Annotated in this window: 18 protein-coding genes and 2 pseudogenes; 9 read left to right on the top strand and 11 right to left on the bottom strand. The window is 57.1% G+C overall.

Going from position 1 to position 19050, the window contains the following annotated elements:
- The first annotated feature begins 33 nt into the window (after positions 1 to 33).
- Positions 34 to 906, top strand: coding sequence for a restriction endonuclease (locus tag NKI63_RS15885; protein ID WP_352571021.1), 873 nt, complete (start codon positions 34 to 36; stop codon positions 904 to 906).
- A gap of 173 nt (positions 907 to 1079) precedes the next feature.
- On the opposite strand, the gene NKI63_RS15890 is transcribed toward NKI63_RS15885, so the two are convergent.
- The 4 genes and pseudogenes from NKI63_RS15890 to NKI63_RS15905 form a co-directional block, all read right to left on the bottom strand.
- Complete coding sequence (locus NKI63_RS15890) at positions 1080 to 2423, bottom strand: hypothetical protein (RefSeq protein WP_352822207.1); 1344 nt, start codon at positions 2421 to 2423, stop codon at positions 1080 to 1082.
- Between the two features lie 432 nt (positions 2424 to 2855).
- Positions 2856 to 2957: pseudogene (locus tag NKI63_RS15895) on the bottom strand (transposase); the annotation flags it as partial.
- Positions 2958 to 3309: 352 nt separating this feature from the next.
- Complete coding sequence (locus tag NKI63_RS15900; RefSeq protein ID WP_352822210.1) at positions 3310 to 3717, bottom strand: nitrilase-related carbon-nitrogen hydrolase; 408 nt, start codon at positions 3715 to 3717, stop codon at positions 3310 to 3312.
- A complete protein-coding gene (locus tag NKI63_RS15905; protein ID WP_352822336.1) occupies positions 3654 to 4043 on the bottom strand; it encodes a nitrilase-related carbon-nitrogen hydrolase in 390 nt (129 codons plus the stop codon). Before NKI63_RS15905 ends, NKI63_RS15900 begins: the two co-directional genes overlap by 64 nt.
- Before the next feature lie 439 nt (positions 4044 to 4482).
- Here NKI63_RS15905 and NKI63_RS15910 point away from each other — a divergent pair, with 439 nt between their 5' ends.
- From NKI63_RS15910 to NKI63_RS15920, 3 genes are read left to right on the top strand one after another with little or no spacing between them, the layout of a single operon-like run.
- On the top strand, positions 4483 to 4878 hold the full coding sequence (locus tag NKI63_RS15910) for a sugar dehydrogenase complex small subunit (RefSeq protein WP_352571027.1): 396 nt from the start codon (positions 4483 to 4485) through the stop codon (positions 4876 to 4878).
- Positions 4871 to 6553: a GMC family oxidoreductase gene (locus NKI63_RS15915; RefSeq protein WP_352571028.1), complete on the top strand. Its 1683-nt coding sequence runs from the start codon at positions 4871 to 4873 to the stop codon at positions 6551 to 6553. Before NKI63_RS15910 ends, NKI63_RS15915 begins: the two co-directional genes overlap by 8 nt.
- Before the next feature lie 4 nt (positions 6554 to 6557).
- Positions 6558 to 7751 carry a ferritin-like domain-containing protein gene (locus NKI63_RS15920; RefSeq protein ID WP_352822214.1) on the top strand — a complete coding sequence of 398 codons (1194 nt, stop codon included), beginning with the start codon at positions 6558 to 6560 and terminating at the stop codon, positions 7749 to 7751.
- Between the two features lie 17 nt (positions 7752 to 7768).
- Here the strand turns inward: NKI63_RS15920 and NKI63_RS15925 are convergent, their stop codons facing one another.
- A complete protein-coding gene (locus NKI63_RS15925; protein ID WP_352822217.1) occupies positions 7769 to 9046 on the bottom strand; it encodes a hypothetical protein in 1278 nt (425 codons plus the stop codon).
- Between the two features lie 249 nt (positions 9047 to 9295).
- Between NKI63_RS15925 and NKI63_RS15930 the strand changes: the two genes are divergently transcribed.
- The 5 genes from NKI63_RS15930 (at position 9296) to NKI63_RS15950 (ending at position 12883) form a co-directional block, all read left to right on the top strand.
- A complete protein-coding gene (locus tag NKI63_RS15930; RefSeq protein ID WP_352571032.1) occupies positions 9296 to 10594 on the top strand; it encodes a hypothetical protein in 1299 nt (432 codons plus the stop codon).
- 13 nt (positions 10595 to 10607) lie between these two features.
- Positions 10608 to 11591: a phosphoribosylaminoimidazolesuccinocarboxamide synthase gene (locus NKI63_RS15935; RefSeq protein WP_352571033.1), complete on the top strand. Its 984-nt coding sequence runs from the start codon at positions 10608 to 10610 to the stop codon at positions 11589 to 11591.
- A gap of 28 nt (positions 11592 to 11619) precedes the next feature.
- On the top strand, positions 11620 to 11925 hold the full coding sequence (locus NKI63_RS15940; protein ID WP_352571034.1) for a hypothetical protein: 306 nt from the start codon (positions 11620 to 11622) through the stop codon (positions 11923 to 11925).
- A gap of 25 nt (positions 11926 to 11950) precedes the next feature.
- The gene (locus tag NKI63_RS15945) at positions 11951 to 12463 is read left to right on the top strand and encodes a P-loop nucleotide/nucleoside kinase family protein (RefSeq protein ID WP_352571035.1); all 513 of its coding nucleotides are present in this window, start codon (positions 11951 to 11953) and stop codon (positions 12461 to 12463) included.
- 204 nt (positions 12464 to 12667) lie between these two features.
- Positions 12668 to 12883: a hypothetical protein gene (locus NKI63_RS15950; protein ID WP_352571036.1), complete on the top strand. Its 216-nt coding sequence runs from the start codon at positions 12668 to 12670 to the stop codon at positions 12881 to 12883.
- Positions 12884 to 13410: 527 nt separating this feature from the next.
- On the opposite strand, the gene NKI63_RS15955 is transcribed toward NKI63_RS15950, so the two are convergent.
- From NKI63_RS15955 to NKI63_RS15980, 6 genes and pseudogenes are all read right to left on the bottom strand, one after another.
- Positions 13411 to 14370, bottom strand: coding sequence for a radical SAM protein (locus tag NKI63_RS15955; RefSeq protein ID WP_352571038.1), 960 nt, complete (start codon positions 14368 to 14370; stop codon positions 13411 to 13413).
- Positions 14370 to 14732, bottom strand: coding sequence for a hypothetical protein (locus NKI63_RS15960; RefSeq protein ID WP_352571039.1), 363 nt, complete (start codon positions 14730 to 14732; stop codon positions 14370 to 14372). The genes NKI63_RS15955 and NKI63_RS15960 overlap by 1 nt, the downstream gene beginning before the upstream one ends.
- 17 nt (positions 14733 to 14749) lie before the next feature.
- Complete coding sequence (locus NKI63_RS15965; RefSeq protein WP_352571040.1) at positions 14750 to 15982, bottom strand: aconitase family protein; 1233 nt, start codon at positions 15980 to 15982, stop codon at positions 14750 to 14752.
- Between the two features lies 1 nt (position 15983).
- Positions 15984 to 16247 (bottom strand): hypothetical protein, encoded by a 264-nt coding sequence (locus NKI63_RS15970; protein ID WP_352571041.1) that lies wholly within the window; start codon positions 16245 to 16247, stop codon positions 15984 to 15986.
- Between the two features lie 27 nt (positions 16248 to 16274).
- A pseudogene (locus NKI63_RS15975) lies at positions 16275 to 17299 on the bottom strand (MBL fold metallo-hydrolase).
- A 294-nt stretch (positions 17300 to 17593) separates the two neighbouring features.
- Entirely contained in the window at positions 17594 to 18811 is a 1218-nt protein-coding gene (locus NKI63_RS15980) for a tyrosine-type recombinase/integrase (protein WP_352571042.1), read from the bottom strand.
- Positions 18812 to 19050: the final 239 nt, after the last annotated feature.

Genomic DNA, 19050 nt, shown 5'->3' on the forward strand with positions numbered 1-19050 from the left:
TGCTATGCTTCGCGGACCGGGTGGCTTGTGCCGGTGGCGATAGGCCCCGACCGATTCTTCGTCGAAACGGATCAGAAGTACCGTCTGAATGACTTCCTGCCAGCCGATTTCGTCATCGTCAACGGCGAGTCGTTCGTGCATCACGAGGGCCTCCTGGTCCGCTTCCCATCGGGTCGGTATTTCGAATCCCGGGTCTGCGCAGGGCTCGTGACCCAAGACGACGAGTATGGCGAACGCTGGTCATCCGACCCCTTCAACGCGCTCCGTTCGCCGAAAGCAGAGAAAACCGCTCCCATGGGCATCACGACTTGGGACACGGCAGAAGGCATGCCAACGCTCGCGGAGGGCTGCTACCTTCACGAGACTGGTACGCTTGCGTTCGTCAATGATGGCTATTTCCTCCATTTCCTCTACGACATCAGGCCGGCGCAGCTGCAGACGGCCAAGGCGCTCCGCGAGGCTTCGGCCCAAATGACCGAAGAGCTGTCCACCGCGACCGGCGCCGCGCCTTTCTTTCAGTGCGACTGGACGAGCTTGGACGACGAGGCCTTCGAAGAGCTTTGCTACCAGCTGATCTTTGACAACCCGAAGTTCAATTCCGATACCATTCGGAAGCTCGGCAAATCGAGATCGAGGGATGGCGGCCGCGATATCATCATCCATGAGGCAACAATTGGCCCTTGGGTGGAGCGTAAGAAATGGATTTTCCAGTGCAAGCTTGTCACCAACGGTTCGTCCCTCGGAGCCACACGCCTGACGGACGTCGGCGACATGCTCGAGCAATACGGCGCCCAAGGGTTCGGCGTGATCACCTCAGCTCAAAGGACGCCACACTCTACGACAAGCTCGACGCGATCTGCTCGAAACGCCGAGTCGACCAATACCACCTGTCGGTTCTGGAGCTAGAACGGGCGCTAGGGCGCAATCGCCGTGTCAGGCAGAAATTCTTCCCGGGATCATGATCTACCCCCTCAGCGGCCAACATGGAGACACGACCCGGGCGCAATAGACGACCAGAAAGCGGTAGCTTTTCAGCGTGGTCTTGATGACCGCGCATCTTTCATGCAGAATAGTTTCCTCTAATCCGGCGGATTTTTCTCGACCATCGTCCCTACAGCGCTCGCCCATCCCAGCGGTGAGCACGCGGTGGCCAGCTTCTTTTCGTTGTCAATCGACCAAAGTTGAAGGCTGATGGAAGGCGAATAACCAAAGTAGCCATTGCCGCTCTCGGCCTCTTTTTCAGGGTCTGGCTCATCAAAATCGACTTTCGATGATCTTGCCGAAATATCGAGGAAATGGGGACTGATCAGAGCATCGATCTGCTTCAGGCGCTGCCGGATCCAAGTCGCCATCGCGCTCATTCTGCCGACATCCTCAGGCGTCGTATTCTCGAGATGGGTCAGCACCGCGTTCAGCTTGTCCCGATGGGTCAGTTGTTCATGGATCGCATCCACAAATTCCATACGGCGCTTCTCGCGGCTATTGAACGCTTCCTCGCGTTGCCGCTGGGCTTCGGCGTCTCGTTGACGACGCTCTCGTTCCTCGCCTTCTCTCCTGCGTTCGCTGATGAACGCCGCGTGTCCAACGAAGCCTGCCAATATGTCCGGCAGCATGCTTTCCAAGGCTTGCGTCTTTCCGTCGGAATATATGCGGCGAAGGCCTGAATACGGGTTGGCGTGAATGACGATAGCGAGCCGGCCGGATGGAGACTGGTCGTACTTGGGCCAAGCGTCGTTGGTGCTGCCCCAACGCGTTCTTTCATCCCGCCGTTTCAATTCTGCCGGCGTCGGTTGATGCAGGGTCTTTTCGGGCTGCTCCTCCAGGCCGAACGCAACTGGTTCATTCTCGACAACGAGTACCAACCCGTTCTCGGTTGCCTTGGGCAAATGGCCTTGAGTTTCTGCAAGAGCGAACAACTGACTTAGGATGCGAATTCCCCTTTCAATGGAAGCCGCAGCAATCTTGAGAGGGACAACGCCCCTGGACCGAACGATCGCGAAGCCCTGATCGTCCGGACGCGCTTTTGAGATCGCGCGCCTTGTGACAGCGAGAGACGGGAGCTCAACGAAGCTGGGCGTAGACTCCGGCGTAGTGGCCACCATCGGATTGGCCGCAGCGTGCTTGTGGAGCCTATCTCGGGCTTTTTCTTTGGCTTCGCGGACGGATGGCGACAGGTGCTGCTCGGAACTTCCTGCGATCCTTACCAACGCCAAGTTTGGTTCGGCCGATGGAGGCAGCGCTTGCTTGTTGACGCGCTTGCCGTATTTCAGTTTTGCCCAGTATCCGCGTTCTGGTGTTGGAATGTGGTGGCGATCGCAGGTCTTCTTCAATGCCGTGCCCGTAACGCCGTAGTCCGCAGCAACCTCGGTCATCGGCTTGGACCAGATCTGCTCGTAAAGCTCGTCGCGAGAAACCGTCCTCACCGTCTCGACCTCTGTCTTCTTCCGCCCACGTGTACACGGCCCCAACTGCAGTGATCAATCGATCCAGAAATAGAGGTGGGCGTATCGATCTTGTCAATTTTGACGGTACTCCATCAAATTCTCGCTGCGTCATCAACGATCGACTGTGGGAAAAGACGTTGGTATGGGCAAAGCTCAACGGCGCCTAAACCGGCTCGACCGAAACAGGCGGCGAAACGCGCGCCTAATCGCTCCGATCAGTGAAGGTCGCTGTTGCGTGCCCGTGATTTGAACCTGCGGTTTTTGCCTGACAGCCGATCCGACTCACAGCTTTCCGAATCGCACGCCTTGCTATCCCTTTCTGCGACCGACTGATTTGACGGCTTCTCTCGTCCTCCGCATGAGAACATCTTGCGAGACATGGACCAAGATCGTGATCTCGGGAGGCCTGAAGAGGCCCAAACGCGCAGCGACATCCGGCACGCCGTAGCCGCGGTCAACGACCTGCTTGACTGCTTCTTCCTTGAATTCCGGGGTAAACCGCTGCGTACTCACAAACTGCCTCCTATGCTCAAAGGTTAGGCGGGGCCTGTCTATCGCGCCAGGGGCAGTCCAAACACCTTATCTCGGCGTCCACGAACCGGCAGCAGGCCAGAGATCTTGCTACGCATCCTCGCATTCTGTGACGCTTGGCCACTCCGGTCCATGCGGTAGCGCCGGTGCCGTTGAAAAAATCGTCCCTTGAGTACTGCCGACGAAGGGGAGATTTCCTTGGAGCCACCCGCCGGCGTCGCTTGCTGAGTTCGCTTCTGGACAAGATCGCCGAAAGGTGATGATCGGGAACAACCTCATCCGTATACGCTCGAATTCGAGCGCGTCAGGTAAATGGGGGGTCTGCTGATCTCGCCTATTGAAGCGGGATATCAAAAATCGCCATTTCTTGCTCTTCGTCCGCAACCCCACCCACCTTTCCGAGGGGGGTCGCATAGCCACTTGTTCCGCAGTACCAGGAAGGAAGAAACCGGCCGTAGGGACGTGATCCCACCGAATTGGCGCCGACAACGTAGGCCGATCCGAGATGTGCCGCCGCCTGCACTGCGAAGCCCGTCGCATTGAAGCCGGTCTTGCCGCACTCAGCGGCCGATCCCGCCGTAACGCCCCAAGGAATAATGACGAGTTCTGGCCTCAGCGATTTCAGGGCATCTAACGTCGACGTGTCGAAGGTATATGCATCGGCACATACTAGCATGCTTATGCGACCAAACGGGGTCTCGACGACTTCAACATCACTGAGCGGACCCGGCGATAACTGCATCCTTGCGATCCATACTTGACCGGACACTCACTGAACGCATTTTTGATGACGTTGTGCTGGCGGTAATGCAGGACTAACCGGCCCTCCGAATCTATTAGTATGCCGGAATCAAACACCTCGTAGATGGCCGGGTTGGAGGCTATCTGTGGGCCTCTCTCTGCCAGGCCCGTCGCAACCCAAACACCGGCTTGCTTCGCAATGGTCGCGAAGGCGGCCTGCGCCCGACCGGGAATTGGCTGCGCTTCATAGAACACCTTTGGATTGAGCCAGCCAAAAACCGCCTCTTCCGGATAGACTACGATCTCGGCCCCCCGGTTCCTTCGCAGCCTTCGCGTAACCTAACATCGCGCCGAAGTCTCCCACCTTGGAAGAGTTTAACTGAACCACGGCCACTCGCACCGGCGGGCGTGGTTCGTCGGCCCGAAGCTGGCTGCCCAAAAGGCAAAGATAGACAAGGAAGAAAAATGCAATTCGTGTCATCAGTTCCCCTCCAAGATAGCGTCCTTTTCTATTTCGTCTCCGAAGGTATCAAGGGAACGACCGCCTATCCAGTAGACTTGGCTGTGGGAGCGCGTAATGTCACAAGTAACAAAACTGTGTCAGTCTTACTCGTTCGATTCAGCTCTTGGGAGTGCCTGCCGCAGTGGCAGCGCCATCTAGAACGTGCCTCTATGTCATAGATGAGGACCGACAATCGGAGCGTACGGCTTGCTTGAGGTAAAAGGTAGGGAGTAGGAATAATGGTATCTGGGGGATAGCAAGGGCGTGGCGACATTTCTAGAAATGTCGAGGTTTGTGACCGGCTACTCCGATATCGGCGGGGAGCTTGAACAGGTCTACGCCACGATCATGTCCTCGAGGCCTGATTGGGCTTCCGAACTCGCCAGCCTCGCGATCGCCGTCGATAAAGCGAAGGCCAATGCCGATCCAGAGGCGGCCTTGATCGCCACGATGGAGCAACAGCCGGAGGTTGGCCATGCGGCACGACGGCTCGCACATCTCTGGTACGCCGGGCGACTTTCAGCCGAGAATGGTGTCGAAGCCGCATTCGTTAGTGAAGAGGCGTATTTCGGGGGACTGATCTGGCGCGCCGCGCGAGCCCATCCGCCGGGCCTTTCCGGCGGCTATTTTGGCCACTGGAGGTACGCTCCAGATGTCTGATGATCTTGACCGCTGCGACGTCGCCATTGTCGGTGCCGGTGTTGCTGGCGCCCTCATTGCCTACCGTTTGGCCGCCGCCAACTACCGCGTCGTGATGCTCGAGGCTGGGCCGACGGGCGGGAACCGGCAGGATCTCGTGGCGGACTATTCGCTTGCGGCAATCAAAACGCCACGTTCCCCATATGCCGACAACCAGCCTCCGTCTCCGGTCTGGAGCCCCGATTCCGAAAAGGACTACATCCAGTTGGGGCCTTCGCCTTTCAAAAGTACGTATCTGCGCCGGGTCGGTGGATCGACGTGGCACATGCTTGGAAACATGCCGCGCCATGTGCCGGCGGATTTCCGATTGGCGACCTCCTATGGGGTGGGCGTGGATTGGCCGATCGACTACGACGACCTGGAGCCGTGGTATTGTGAAGCCGAGACGGAGCTCGGCGTTGCCGGTGATCATGCGGAGCTCAATGGCCTGCACGGAGCACACCGTAGCCGTGCCTTCCCGATGAGCAAGATATGGCCGGCTTACGGCGATATCGTCGTTGCGAAAGCCGTCGAGGGGTTGACCTTCGATGGAGCCGATGTCCGCGTGTTAACCACGCCCCAGGCCCGAAACTCACGACCGTATGACGGCCGGCCGGCCTGCGCGGGAAATTCGTCCTGCGTTCCCATATGTCCAATTGGCGCAAAGTACGATGCCACTGTGCATGTCAGCAAGGCTACGACCGCTGGTGCGGTTCTGCGCACGCAGGCCGTCGTGACGCGGATCGAGCTTGATAGAATGACCAGGCGCGTCAGTGCTTTGCGCTATACCCGGTGGGATGAACAGGGGCGGAGGGGCGAGAGACGTCTCCAGGCCGACATTTACGTCATTGCAGCTCATGCAATCGAAACACCCCGCCTCCTGCTGATCTCTAGCGACGGTGACGCGGCGCCCACCGGCGTGGCAAACAGCAGCGGTCAGGTCGGCCGCAACCTAATGGATCACCTCCAGGGCCAGACCGCTGCTGTCGTTCCGCAACCGCTTTTCCCCTATCGCGGGCCACCCACCACGGTGGGCATCGATACCTTTCGCGACGGTACGTTTCGGGCGTCGCACGCCGCCTTCCGACTCTCGATCGGCAACGACGGCATGGGCCGGGTCGAGACTCCGTTTGCGGCTCTTGAACAAAAGCTTATGGACGGCTTGATCGGAGCTCGATTGAGGGTCGCGTTAGGTGATCGGCTGATCCGGCAGTTCCGAATAAGCTATTCCACCGAGATGCTGCCTTCCGCCGACAATCGCGTCACACTTGCTGACGCAGTACCCGATTCGTTTGGCATGCCACGCGCCCAGCTTTCCATGCACCTAGAGGATTACAACCGCCTGGCTTTCGAAAAGGCCGCGGCATTAATCTCGAGCATTTTCGATCGCCTCGAGATCCCAGATGCTGATCGCAAACCTCAACCAAAAGATACCTATTCAGGCGCAGGTCACATCATCGGAACAACGCGGATGGGAAGTGATGCAGGTAGCTCGGTCGTAAACCAGCACTGCCGCGCCCATGAACACGACAACCTCTTTATCGTTGGCGCTTCTACCTTTCCCACTGGTGGAACAGCCAACCCAACCTTGACCGTCGCAGCCTTGGCGCTGCGGGCAGCATCGAAGATTTCCTCGTTGCTGCAAAGAGGATCGTAGATTCATGCAGGCAAGCCGATCACGCCTCTTAAGCCTGCTCACAGAGGCATGCGAACTCGAACACGGCTTGGCATGCTCCTATCTGTTCGCCGCGTTCTCGATCAAGCAAGACCTCGATGAGGGTGGGTTGAGCTGGAAGCAGCTTCAGGCCGCAAGGCTCTGGGCCTCAGAAATTTACATGGTCGCAGCCGAAGAGATGCTCCATCTTGCTCAAGCTTGGAACATCCTCGCGGCCGTGGGCGGATCGCCGTACTATCTGCGACCGAATTTCCCTCAACGCCGTTCGTACTACGGCTTCGATCTGCCGCTTGCTCTGGAGCGCTTTGGTCCGTCCGCGCTCCGTCGCTTTGTGTCATACGAAACGCCGGCCGACCAACTCATCCTTCCTGTCGATACGCGAACCGACGATGACGCGCCGGCAGCCTATCGATCGGTCGGCCAGCTTTATGCGCTCATCCGCGAGCAGATTCTTAGCCTGCCGGAGGACCAGCTTTTCTTTCAAGGCGCCCAAGGCGAGATGGGGCCTGACATCACCCACTTCCCCAACATCGTTCCGATCAAAGACAGGGCCTCTGCCCTCGCCGCGATCGACATGATCACGGAGCAAGGTGAAGGGACCGACTATGACCGAGGAGACTCCCATTTTGCTGTCTTTCAACGGACATTGGCTTCGCTTGTAAGAGAGAAAGAGCGCGACCCCTCCTTCGAACCAGCGCGACCGGTCCTTGAAAATCCTGTGCCCCGAATCCGAGGCGACTGGAACGCCCATGGAAGGGTCAACCTGATCAGAGACCCGTTCGCGAGCCAACTCGGTGATCTGTTCGACGATGTTTACTCGCTGATGCTGCGATTACTGCAGCATGCCTTTGCGTCTGGCCCGGCGAGCAAGGTCGCGGAATTATTCTGCGATACTGCAATCAACGCGATGACGACGGTCATCAAGCCGCTTGGCGAGGCGCTCGCCAAGCTTCCATCGGGCCGAGGCGACGGCTCGAATGCAGGCGCCGCCTTTGGGCTGACGCGTCACGTCACGCTTCCCGCTCCCGAAAGTATTGCACTTGCCGTTGCGGCCGAGTGCGCTCACGACCTCGCCGAAACTGCGGCAGAGCTAGCCACCTCGGAACATGCGCCTGGCCAACTCGGGGTAGCCGAGGCAAGCCTGAAGCGGATTGCGGATGCCTTGGCATCAGCCAGATGATCACCCACGAACATGACTTAAGGATAAGGCGCCAGGAAGCTGTCAGGCAGAGGCCGCCGCTGATCGTCGACGATAGTGATCGGCCGGGCTTCGAAGACGACCTCGCCCGGCTTGTAGCGAAAGGCGCCGTCGCGGCCGATGAGAGAGCCCATCGAGAACTTTCGAGCTTGGGTCCAGTCGCCATTCGCGGCGGCGAAGTCGCTTAACAGCACCACCTCCTCGTCGTTGGCGCGCATGTAATCGAGCAATGTGCTGGCATCGTTGAGCGCTTCTCGTCGTCCGATCCAATCTACGCAGCGCCGAAAGAGCTTCGGATCAAAGCACTTCGAGCGGAAGGAATCCGTTCCTCGAATTGAGTTGGCACCGTTGTCGTCTAGATCGGTGTCACGCATGGATTTCGTCGTGCACAGCCCTGGCTCGAAGTCACGCAAATGGTTTGAAACATTGCTCCTCAACTGCGATCTTCGTGCACGGTCCGACCCGTGGGCGGCGAAAAGATCGGCGAGACGCTGCATCTCGTGCAATGTCATGCTCCCGTAGAAAGAGCAGAAAGCGAACCCCTCCGACAGGGCAACATCGTTCAAGACGACGTCCTGCCCGTTGTGCGAAATCGCAACATATCCAACAACCCTGCCGAAAAGATCTGCAGCACTGTTGATGCTGTCGGCAAGTACCCTGAGCTTTGCGGTGACCTTGACTTCAGGGTTCGCGGGGTCATACGGACCTATGCCGAGCTTCGAGCGCAATCCGTTAGCAAAGAAATCCGTACACAGCTTTCCGTACGGCTGCCGGTACGACATCTGCCGCGACATATGTTTGGCGATCCATTTGGCGTAGTCGCCATCGAACATGCCCTCGCGAAGGTTTGGGGCATAGTGGGTCTCCGGCGCATCGATGCCTTGCAGACGAACTGACAATGAACCTCCGCTGCTGCTGCGAAGAATTGCCTTGAACCGTTCTACGCCCGGCTCGTTGTCGTCCGGCTGGAAGCTGCCGCCGTGTTCGAAGTACGCGCCAACCTTAACGGGCGCGCTATCCGAAAGGTACGTCGCGGTTGTCAAATCCGGAATGAATTTCAAAGTGTCGACATCAGATACTCCATGAGGCCAATATTGAAAAACATCGACCTCACCTAATATCTCAACATAGCCCATTGCCGCCCCCACAAACACGAAAGGAGAGTGAGACCAATATGCTTGATTTTCAAGTCGTTTCTCCCAGAGTGCGAGTCTCAATTTCAAGACCGAGATTTTGGCAAGCGAAGGAAGGTCGCCGGTCTCACGTTGCTCGGCCACCGATCGGAAAAGCCCAACGTCCCACGGCTGAAATTAGCAATTGACGCTCGAGAGGGAATCTGCAGATGGCTGCTGGGCATTCAGAGAGCAGATAGCGGCGCTGGACGGCGTGATTGGCGTAGGTCTCGATGCCAGGATTCTCAAGTCCTCCTGCACGCTTCGATTGCCGCGTGTGTCGGCTGGCTTTCAGCGGCGGAAACGCCTACGCTTCCCGCCGTTGACAACTGGTGCCCAACCAATTGAGTGCAGATGCCGACTCCTAAAGCGGTAGTGGACGTGCATCGCGTGGAGCATCCGCCATCCTGGAGGGCGCAGCCATTCACTGTCGACTTTATTCTCCTCGGCAGTGACTATTGCGAGGCCGACCTGATCGACATCCATCGATGGGCTTGGCAACAGGGTCTGGCAAATTCTCGCTGCATTTCACCTCAGACGCTGTCCTGGTCATCCCTGTTTCAGCCTCGCTTTTTCGAGGCCGTGCATCCGCGCCCAGCCGCCGCCAGCATGAGAATGGCTTATCCCGGTTCAGATGGCCTGATCGCAGACACGGGCGAACAAACACGATTCTGGATTCAGTCAGTCCTGTTCCTGGCGTCCGTCACAATGTCGGCCGCCATTGTGCAAGATAGAGCGTCCGATGGAACGATCGGGAGCAAGTATGACAAGCTTTGGCAAGCTGGCCTGCTGCAGGCTCAGATGCCGCAACTGGCGGAAATTGGCCTTTGCGACGCTGTAGCAGCGTTGGCAGCCCGAACGGATCGTTCGAAGATCCAACGGCTGCTCGACCTGCGGCAATTGTTCGATCACGTGGTCGAGCGGCTTGGCGTTTCTATGACCGCCGAGCGAGCCAGCATCAAACAAATCGATACATCGGATCCGCGCACGAAACGTTTCGGCTTCCTCGATGACCTCCGAGACAGGGTGCAGGGACTGCAGGCGATCATCGTGTATGGCTCCAGCGTCTTGAGTGAGAGGTTTGCCGACTATGACGTGGTGCTGGTGGTTGACGACGAAACGGTGACCCTGCAAAAGATGGCCAACACGTGCCCGACTTGGGGCGGGAAGGAACTGAACGTCGGCGTCTACACCCCTCGGCAGCTGTGGAATATGCAACTTCTATCGGGCGACAATCTCGCCGATTATGGCCTTTGCCTGTTCGGCGAGGTGGAATTGCCGCAAAAGCAGACTCCGATGCTCCTGGCTCGCAATCTCAGCTTCGGCATGGTTCGCTTGCGCCAGCAGCTCGGCATGATCGGATATGCGCTGCAGGCAAATAATTCAGATGCCAACGATCGTCGAAATCTATATAGTTACTTTGTGAAAATTCCTGCCAATATTGCGAAGGGAACCTTTGGTGCAGCCGGGCGGTACTGGCCAAAAGAAAAAGTTCAGCAGTGGTTGGTTGAGCTTTGCGGCTTTGATACTGCTTATCACGAGCAGCGTGTTGTTGCGGAGGGACCGGCAAGCGCGCTGGCCGCCGCCGCAACTGCAACAGAACAGACGCTAAGGCGCCTTGACGAAGATTTTCGAATACTGCGCCCCAAGTGAGTGAGAACCAAACGTGGCAAGAGCCGCAACTTCGTTTCGATACGCGTCTGAGGTGCTCCTCGATCAGTGCGCCGATCTTGAACTCCCCGTCAGGTTTCTAGGCGGCCTGCCGGACGGATTCACCATCGAGGGGCCGTCTGGAGAAGTCATTTCTGTTCACCTCGTCGGCAGTGCCGATTCTATGCTCGAACAGGTCCTGCGCGGTCTTTCCGTGACGTTCGGCGAACTGAAACTTCTGGCGGTTGGAGAAAGCAAGGAGGTACGCCTTCTCACACCCAGAATTGCGCTCGCCAGGTTTTTGCCGTCGGTATATTCATTCACCAACAACCGGTACGGAATTGTCCCAGGGACCGAACGCGTGCGCACGATGTTCTGTGCCGAAGTTTTCCGTGCAATGACCCGACGACCTGGTCCCCGGCATTTGTCCAATGCGTTCCTTGGCTTGGTCGACAGTGACCAGGGGCTTCTTCTCGCGGAGCATGTCGTGACACCTGGCAATCTCGAGGTTCGCGTTAAGCGCTACCACATTGGATCCCCGGTGCATCGTTATCGCTACACCGAGGCCCATGAGACTGCTTTCGGTGGAACGCCGCTGGCGCGCTGGAGCCGTTTCGAGACGCCGCTCGTATGCTTCGACTGGCGCAATCCTCTTGCAGACGAAAATGGCAAGCGTCTGGCAGACGAGCCGCTGCCCGACGACTACGCCAGCATCTGGATCGACGATTGCGCGCGCGCCAAGCAACTGGCACGCGACACGTTCGGGTGGCTAGAAGAGTTGTTTGCCGAACGGGGGCTTCAGCTCATCGACATATGCTTTTTCGTCGATCGCACGGGCTCCGTCATTTTCGGGGAGATTAGTCCCGATTGCATGCGCGTGCGAAGTCGCGCCGCCGATGACAGTGAGGCGTTGGACAAAGACCAGTGGCGGTCGGGCGGTGAGCCAGCCGCCGTTCTGGATCAGTATGAGAAACTGTATCAGATCATGTTCGCATCATAGGTAGTCGCACAAGAGAGAGGAGGTCCTGATGCCCATAATGACCATTAAGAACCGGAGTTCGAAAATATCGCCCGGCGGAGTACTGACGCTTCCGCTCTCAGCGCGAAAAACTTTGCGGATGGAACCCGGCAAGGGAACGCGCGTGGCTGTGACCATGCAAAAAGATAGTGTTCTGCTCCGACCCGATCCCAGTAATTCGGGATCACGGGTATCACCAAAAGGGCAAATGGAACTTGTTGGCGAACCACGAGCGGTACTTGAGAAGGCCTCGCATCGACATTACTGGTTCGAGCTCGACGACGAGCAGCAGATCGTGCGCCTGTACCCCTATTAGGAGTGTCAGGTTGACGGATCGGATAATGGCGCTGGACGGGCATGATGGAGCCGGCAAAACGACGTTGGCGAAGCTGCTGGCGGACATGGTGGGTGCGCAATATTTGCGTCCTTTCGGCAATCCTCATGGCGGGGAGTTGATGCGTGCCTACGATAGCGGCGACCGCGAAGGCGTGATTAATGCAGGGTTGCGCGGCATCACCGAAGCACTGGAATGTGCAGCAGGCAGGCCGGCAGTGCTGGACCGAGGGTGGTTGACGATCGCGACGCTGCTACCAGCCGATTTCTTTAGGGCTCGCTGGCGACTCTGGATCCCAACGGCACTGCTCTGGTGCGACCTGCCGGCGACACTTTTACGCCTTGGTGAGCGCAAAGCCGAAAAACCTGAAACAACCGCTTGGCACGAGGATTTCCTGGCGCGTTACAAGGACCGGCGGCTTTTGTGCGAGGGACCGAGCATCCGAACGGATTTGAATGACCGCAATCAGTGCCTTAGCGAACTAGAGGCGTATTTCAACGGGATCGCCCGGAGAACTTAATACCCTTGAAGAGGTAATGACCATGCACACGTGGTGTTTTGTCGAGAGCGTCTATGCGACGCGCTAGTGAATGGGTAGGATTGACCAACCTATCTTCAAATGTGTCGAGATCGGCCTATAGAGAGAGTTCTGCCAAGATTTCTGCCACCGCACCCGCTTGATACGTGCGCGTAGCTCCCACGACATCGGCGCTGGACCCACCGAATGTCCAAATTCCTTCCTTCGGCCGGAATGCAACTCGATGCTCCAGTGCGGCTCTTGCAATTTCCTCAGCAAATGCCGAACTGCGCGGTGCGCTTGTCAAAAGATGAGAATTTTGAACCGGTCTATCCAGCAGGACAGCAAACACAGGATGAGTATGTAGCAACAGACCTGGCTTTTGTACCAGGGAGTGAAACTCCACAGCCATACTCCCGCTAGATGTCGGGGGGGCCAGTTCATCGCCGAACCATTCGATACGGTCTTGATTGGACCTTAGATAGCACAAAGGGGTCGAGAAACCAGGGATCTTCTCTCTATCCCTTGCTGTCGCAACAATCCAACCTTTGGCATCCAAGATGTATGCACTGATTACTATTCGCATCATCGAGCAGACGACACCGCCGAAAATAGACGGTATGCACGCCTCAACAGCCAGAACTGCGTCGTGGTAAGAGCGAACAAGTTCATCCGGGGCACTTCCAACGTATTCCAGTCGAAGGTCTACCTCTCTGCGCTGATCCTTGACTTTTGCGCTCTCCTCCGCAGTCTGTTGCTCGTAAGCTACCAGCCTTCGCCTGCGTGTGTCGTCAATTGAGGTGAGAGCACTGCGCTCGATCGCGCTACCTGCAGAACGAAACGGACCACAGACCATATCGTCTGTATTCTGGTCGGCCGGCATGTGCAAATAGAGAGTACTGTCAGCCTCGGGCAAAAGGGTCCATCGCGGATCTTCCGGAGACAACATACTATTGCAACTTAATGTGCCGCGATGTTGAGGCGGCGTGACTTGGCTCTGAGACACGGTTTGCCTTGCAGGCACAGGCAGCATCGTTCCCGCATGAACCCGAAGTGCGGTTACCGACGAAGTGTCGGTAGGTGTCCGAATGCATTATTTCGCCGATGGGTTGACGATTTATGTCGCCGCACCAATACCGACTATCTTCTCGCAGGAACGGGCAAGGTGTCACAACACCCTCTGCCGTAATAAAAACCGCCAATTCGCCACATTTGCATTCGAGACGCTCCACATAGGGATGAGAGCCTAGTTCGAATTCACCCTCGTCTGCGAAGCTTATTGGTACACGACGACTGTCGGCGCTCTTTTTGAGAGCCTCAATCGCAAGAAGCCTTCGCGCCTCATTCACCTCAGGTTCAAGATCAGCAACCCCATTAACTTCCACCAACGCCCTAATCTTGAAGGAAGTGGCGCCTGCTGTAGCGGTCAGTTCGTAGAGAGGCTGTAATTGGTCGACGTTGCTATTCATCAGTGTACATCGCACTGTAACCTGCATCCTGAGGTTAGACGATGTAGTAATAGCCGACAGCGCGTGTTCAAACGCCCCCTTGCGTCGGACAAAACGGTCAAATGCTTCTGGATCCGCGTGGCTCATGCTCACTTGCAATTCAGTCAGGCCACTTTGGTGAAGTCTCTCTTGCATCGGTCGGTCGGCAAACCACCCGTTTGTGTTCAATCGCACTCTCATTCCGTTAGCCTTCCCAGCACGAACAAGCGCCAGCGTTCTTTCTGGATCCAACAATGGTTCTCCGCCGGTCAGTGAGAGATCCGTCGCTCCCATTGATTTAGCTTGAGCAATCGCATCTTCCATAGTTGAAATAGGAGCAAGCGACCCCTTTTTGTCGGTGTAGCAATGAGCGCATGCTAGGTTACAGCGCTTGTTCACCTCGATTCGAACTTCGCGGAGCATCAGACGCCACCAACAACGACGTCAAGACCGACAGCTCTGGCATTCTGTACCAAAACCGGGTGTGACCGAGCCATGACGATCGTCGAGAGACCACGCCCTTGCAAAAATCTAAGCTGTTCAACGCTGGCAAGACCTGCGCAGGCGCCAAGACCGCCCGTAACGTCGGCGGTCTCGAACCCAGAACCCAGTACCATAATGAATGGCCCCTTATTCTCCGTGGCGGTAAGAAAGTCGTCGTCGAATAGTTCGGGATTCGCTGGCTCTGTGAGCGCGCGAAAATCGTCAGGCGTGACTACGCCATTGAAACCCGGTTCAACAACAAAGACGTTGCCGCCTGGCAGTGATTTCACCATATTTGTCATTTTTTGCTCCTATACATTTAATGACCGATGTAACCAGCAATCGCGGCTAGCCCAGCTGTTCGAGGGCTGACCAAATATATTTCCGCTTTGTTCGATCCCATCCGCCCAGCCGTATTGCGGCTGCCGGTTGCGACACAAATTTCTCCATCTGAAAGTATTCCTTGGTGTAGTCCCATGCAAGGGCCGCACCCTGGCGGATTTATTGTAGCTCCAAGCTCAATAAGCTTTGAAAGAAGACCACTTGAGCTGAGCCGTTTCAGCACCGTGCCGGATGTTGGAGTTACGATTACACGCACATGTGGAGCGATTCTATCGTTACCTAGAGCGTTACAGAAAGCCACAAAATCCTCAAACTGGCCGTTTGTGCAACTTCCTACGGCCACTACGTCAACTCTTGATCTTGTTCTCAGCTCACTGAGTGGAACGACATTGTGAATGCCGCCTGGACGAGCAACGAACGGAGGAATTTGTGCCAAATCGACCACAACCCGATCCGTATACTCGTCGAGTGAGCACTCCGTCTTATGTTCGTCCGAAATATTGTGAGAATCTACTATTACATTGTCGACCTCAAACAAGACGCTTCGAGCGTGGAGATCTGTGGAGAGGTTCGCCAGCGTTATTCGATCGGGCAGTTCAAGCGAGTTCAGACCGGGGCCACCCACTTCCAATAGAGCATCGGCAAAACGCCTAGGGCCGAGGCCCGCAAGGAACAATGCCACATCTTTACCTGTTGACGGGCGTTCGAGACTATTTAGGAGCTGTATCCGGATGATCTTTGGTCGGTAAAACTCTACAGTGCCCGACACCATGGCAGCGGCAACGCTCACGGGCGGCATCCGCAAACCAAGCGCACCGACTGCTCCCACGGTGCAAGTATGGCTGTCGACACCAACCGCAATGTCATTTGGGCGCACTGACGTCTCGAGCGCGAGTTGGTGCCCCACGCCGCTACCCTCGTCAAAGATGGGTGCCCCAAGTGCTTTGGCGACCGCTCTCTGTTGCGCATGCAGTGCTGCTGTCTCGGGCGTCGGTGCTGGACTATAGTGGTCCAAAAAGAACAGGACCTTTCTGCCTAGTTTCAGCTTTGAATACGCCTCAAGGCCCACACCAAGCAGATCGAGCTCATTAATAATCTTGAAAGCATTGCGATCGTGCGCGTAGAGGTAGCTCACCGGCAAAATTGCTGGCTCGTTGAACCTTGATGGCTCTACTCCATGCTTGAGAAGTAGTTGATCCAGCAAGTACATTTCAGTGTACCGCCCCTCTTGTGTAGACGTTACCAGTGAGTTTGGCAAAAGTAAATATGGGATCGTTCTCGTGGCACAGATTTCTTGTAGTGACGACGCGCCCGTCGATGACGTAGCCGCCGTCTTCAATGAGAAGCGAGGCTAGACTGGCCGTGCTTTCGTAGATGGGCTGCGAGCTTGAGGCGCTGTTCGCGGGATGATTGCGCGAGGTGAATGGTGAGACCGCGCCGGTAGTAACGGCCACCTTTCCGCGGAGTTTGCCCATGGCAATCCTCCCTTTGCACGGCTTCTGTCAGACACCCTCGTAGACCAGGGGGTGAAAAAGGCCGGGTCGATGACGAAGTTTCCGAACACGGCGTCGAAAGCGGCCGTGGGTTTGGCTGCGACAGTCTCGTCGCGCGTGCGGCCCTCGCGCTTAAGCTTGGCGACGTTGTCCCGGATGCCAACAAGCATATCGCGAGAAGCCTGCAACTCGGTGCTGTTGCTGACCGGCTGTCCGCGGCCGGGAATAATGATCGTCTAGTCGGTCGTCGCCGCGAGATTGGCATCCGAGGCCGCGATCATCCTTTCGATGCTCACCGGTCGAGTAGTCGATGAAGGAGTAGACGCCGTTCCAAAACGTGTCGGCGACATGCACGATGTCGGCTTCCCCAAAGGTGACGGAAATATCGCTGTCGGTGTCGGCCGGACCGTAGTGCTTGAGCGCGATGGACTGGCCGTTGAGCTCGACATCGTGGCTCTCGTCGCAAACGTCCGTCGGTAGGCCGTCGGCGGCCAGCGGCAGGAAATTGTAATCCCACTCCTCGACGCGCTGCACCTGCGACAGATATTTGCGGGTGTTGTCCTGCGCGATGATCCTTGCGCCCGCCGGCGCCAGCCAAGGCATTGCCGTCGGCATTGTCGAAATGCCAGTGGGTGTTGATCAGGTGGGGCACGGGGTCGGCGGAAATGGCCTGCAGCGACTTGGTCATCTGCTGTTTCGAAACGCCAAATCCCCGCATCCACGAGCATCTTGCCATCCGGCCCGGTCAGCACGGCGACGTTGCCGCCCGACCCCTCCAGCACGCCGACATTGTTGCGCAGCCTGTGGACCGTGATGGGCGACGTGGTGGCGCTGTCCTTGATCAAGCTGACAATGCCCCTGGCCTCCGCATAGGCAGCGCGGGGGCTGAGCCGTCCGCCACCTGCCGCGATGGCCGAGGCGCCGATGCAGCAGAGGCAGAAACCACGGCGGGTAAGGTGATGCTGGCGGGAAACGCCGTGGCGGCTGCGGCTTGTATGTGGCTGTTGGCGGACGGAACCTTTAGCCTGCTCCATGCAAAAAGCCGACAGTCCAAAATCGGCCCTATTCGAGTCGTCCGCAGTTATTTCTCCTACTGCCGCTTCTGGCGTTACCGCGACGCTCTCATATGATACAGCAAGGGGTTCTTCTTCGCCGTGCACGAACGTCAGTAGTCGAGCTGGCTGAAACAAACCCGTTGTGAGCGGGACAAAAACATCGAAAAACATTGGAAGAGATTTGAATACTTCGCGATCCCACTGATCCCTAACCGCTTGGCTTCCTTTCCAAGCATCCTCCGGGGCCCACCATTGGCTTTTGTGGCCGTTGATTTAATTGGATTTTTTGGCCATTTTTGTCCCACCTCTTTCAACCCCCTCAGAAACTGGGACAATTTTGTTCTCTTTTCGATCGATAACCAGCAGGTATTTCGCCGCTCTCGCTACCTTCCGGCGACGCGCTTTCTTGATGTAGTGGTCGGGCTGCTGGTACGTAGTCCACCCATATATCGCCTTCAGCTGCTCGTGCGTCGCGCCGTTCTCAGCGGCGATCGTCGCGCCGGCCTTGCGAATTCCATGAGCACTGCAGTGCGGCAGCTCAGCTTGATCACACCACTGGCGCATCTTGTTGCCCAGACCGTTCTCCGAGAACGGGCGACCATACTCATTGACCAGGAAGGTCATCTGGTCGGAGGGCGTGTGCTCAAGTTCCGCCTCTAGTTCGGGCAGAAGCGGGAGCTCCACCAACACCGCATCCTTGTTACGACTGGTCTTCCCAGGCTTAATTCTGATCCACTTCTCCCACTGCTCGGTCTCCTCGTTGTAGACGAGCGTGATGTGCTGTCGACCGAAGATCGCGACGTCGGACAACCGCAGGCCAGTAAACATGAAGATCGAGAGCGCACGTCTGGCTGCGGTACCCAGCGGATGCCGCTTCTCATATTGAACGATCTCCGACACGTCCCATGGGTGCCAGCCGTCGCCGCTCTTTAGCCGTCTGATGCCGCGGGCGGGATTGGAGTCGACGCCCGGAATCTCTGTGTCCTTTGCCCACTCAAACATCGCGCTGATGGCTTTTACGATATTGTTTGCCGCGCCAAGGGCGTCGAGCCTGGTGTCCCTGATCTCCTTAACATGAGACCGTTTCATACCGGCGAATGGCAGAGATCCCTTGGTGGGATACTGAGGATCCGGGTCACCTTCGAGGGGATGAGGTAATTCGCATACGCGCTCCAGAATTGCTCGTCGGCGCGCCATAGTGTCTTGGGTGATTTCCGTGCCGCCCCGACGGTAATACTCCTGGCAAAGCCACAGCAACGTGCCTTTCTTCGCTGGCTCAGAAGGCTTGGGGAGGCGCCGGCAAATCTCGGGAAGAGTGCCGGGCCGAACATAAGTGACCTCGGCGCGCGCGCACCGCAGTTCCTCGAGGAACTCGTCGCTGCCGGTCGGTTCACGGAGCCGGACCTTCTTCCGACCCGGTGCGCGAAAATAGTACCGATCATTGCCGTGGCGATCAGTGTCCTTCACTACGCCCTTAAGATCGACCTTCACGGGCTCATCCGTCATGTTCGTGGTTTTCGATCCCAAGGATTGTCTAGTGGCGGCGAATCTTCGTCAAGCTTTGGTGCTCCTCCGATTTGGCGGTGAGGGAGCTTTCGAAACGCCAATACAAGTTCCTCGACGTCCCAAACAATGCGCCCCTTGCTCGGCATTCGTGGCTGCGGCATCCGGCCGTCCTGGACCATTTCATCAAAGGTCGTTGAGCTTACGCCGATGAACGTCGCAGCCTG

The organism is Mesorhizobium sp. M0410 (assembly GCF_040321435.1).
GTDB lineage: Bacteria > Pseudomonadota > Alphaproteobacteria > Rhizobiales > Rhizobiaceae > Mesorhizobium.

Bases quoted from the DNA above. Each gene is read 5' to 3' on its own strand.
- NKI63_RS15900 (WP_352822210.1), bottom strand. From the start codon at position 3,717: ATGCAGTTATCGCCGGGTCCGCTCAGTGATGTTGAAGTCGTCGAGACC.
- NKI63_RS15915 (WP_352571028.1), top strand. From the start codon at position 4,871: ATGTCTGATGATCTTGACCGCTGCGACGTCGCCATTGTCGGTGCCGGT.
- NKI63_RS15920 (WP_352822214.1), top strand. From the start codon at position 6,558: ATGCAGGCAAGCCGATCACGCCTCTTAAGCCTGCTCACAGAGGCATGC.
- NKI63_RS15930 (WP_352571032.1), top strand. From the start codon at position 9,296: ATGCCGACTCCTAAAGCGGTAGTGGACGTGCATCGCGTGGAGCATCCG.
- NKI63_RS15940 (WP_352571034.1), top strand. From the start codon at position 11,620: ATGCCCATAATGACCATTAAGAACCGGAGTTCGAAAATATCGCCCGGC.
- NKI63_RS15945 (WP_352571035.1), top strand. From the start codon at position 11,951: ATGGCGCTGGACGGGCATGATGGAGCCGGCAAAACGACGTTGGCGAAG.
- NKI63_RS15950 (WP_352571036.1), top strand. From the start codon at position 12,668: ATGTCCAAATTCCTTCCTTCGGCCGGAATGCAACTCGATGCTCCAGTG.
- NKI63_RS15955 (WP_352571038.1), bottom strand. From the start codon at position 14,370: ATGCTCCGCGAAGTTCGAATCGAGGTGAACAAGCGCTGTAACCTAGCA.
- NKI63_RS15960 (WP_352571039.1), bottom strand. From the start codon at position 14,732: ATGACAAATATGGTGAAATCACTGCCAGGCGGCAACGTCTTTGTTGTT.
- NKI63_RS15965 (WP_352571040.1), bottom strand. From the start codon at position 15,982: ATGTACTTGCTGGATCAACTACTTCTCAAGCATGGAGTAGAGCCATCA.
- NKI63_RS15970 (WP_352571041.1), bottom strand. From the start codon at position 16,247: ATGGGCAAACTCCGCGGAAAGGTGGCCGTTACTACCGGCGCGGTCTCA.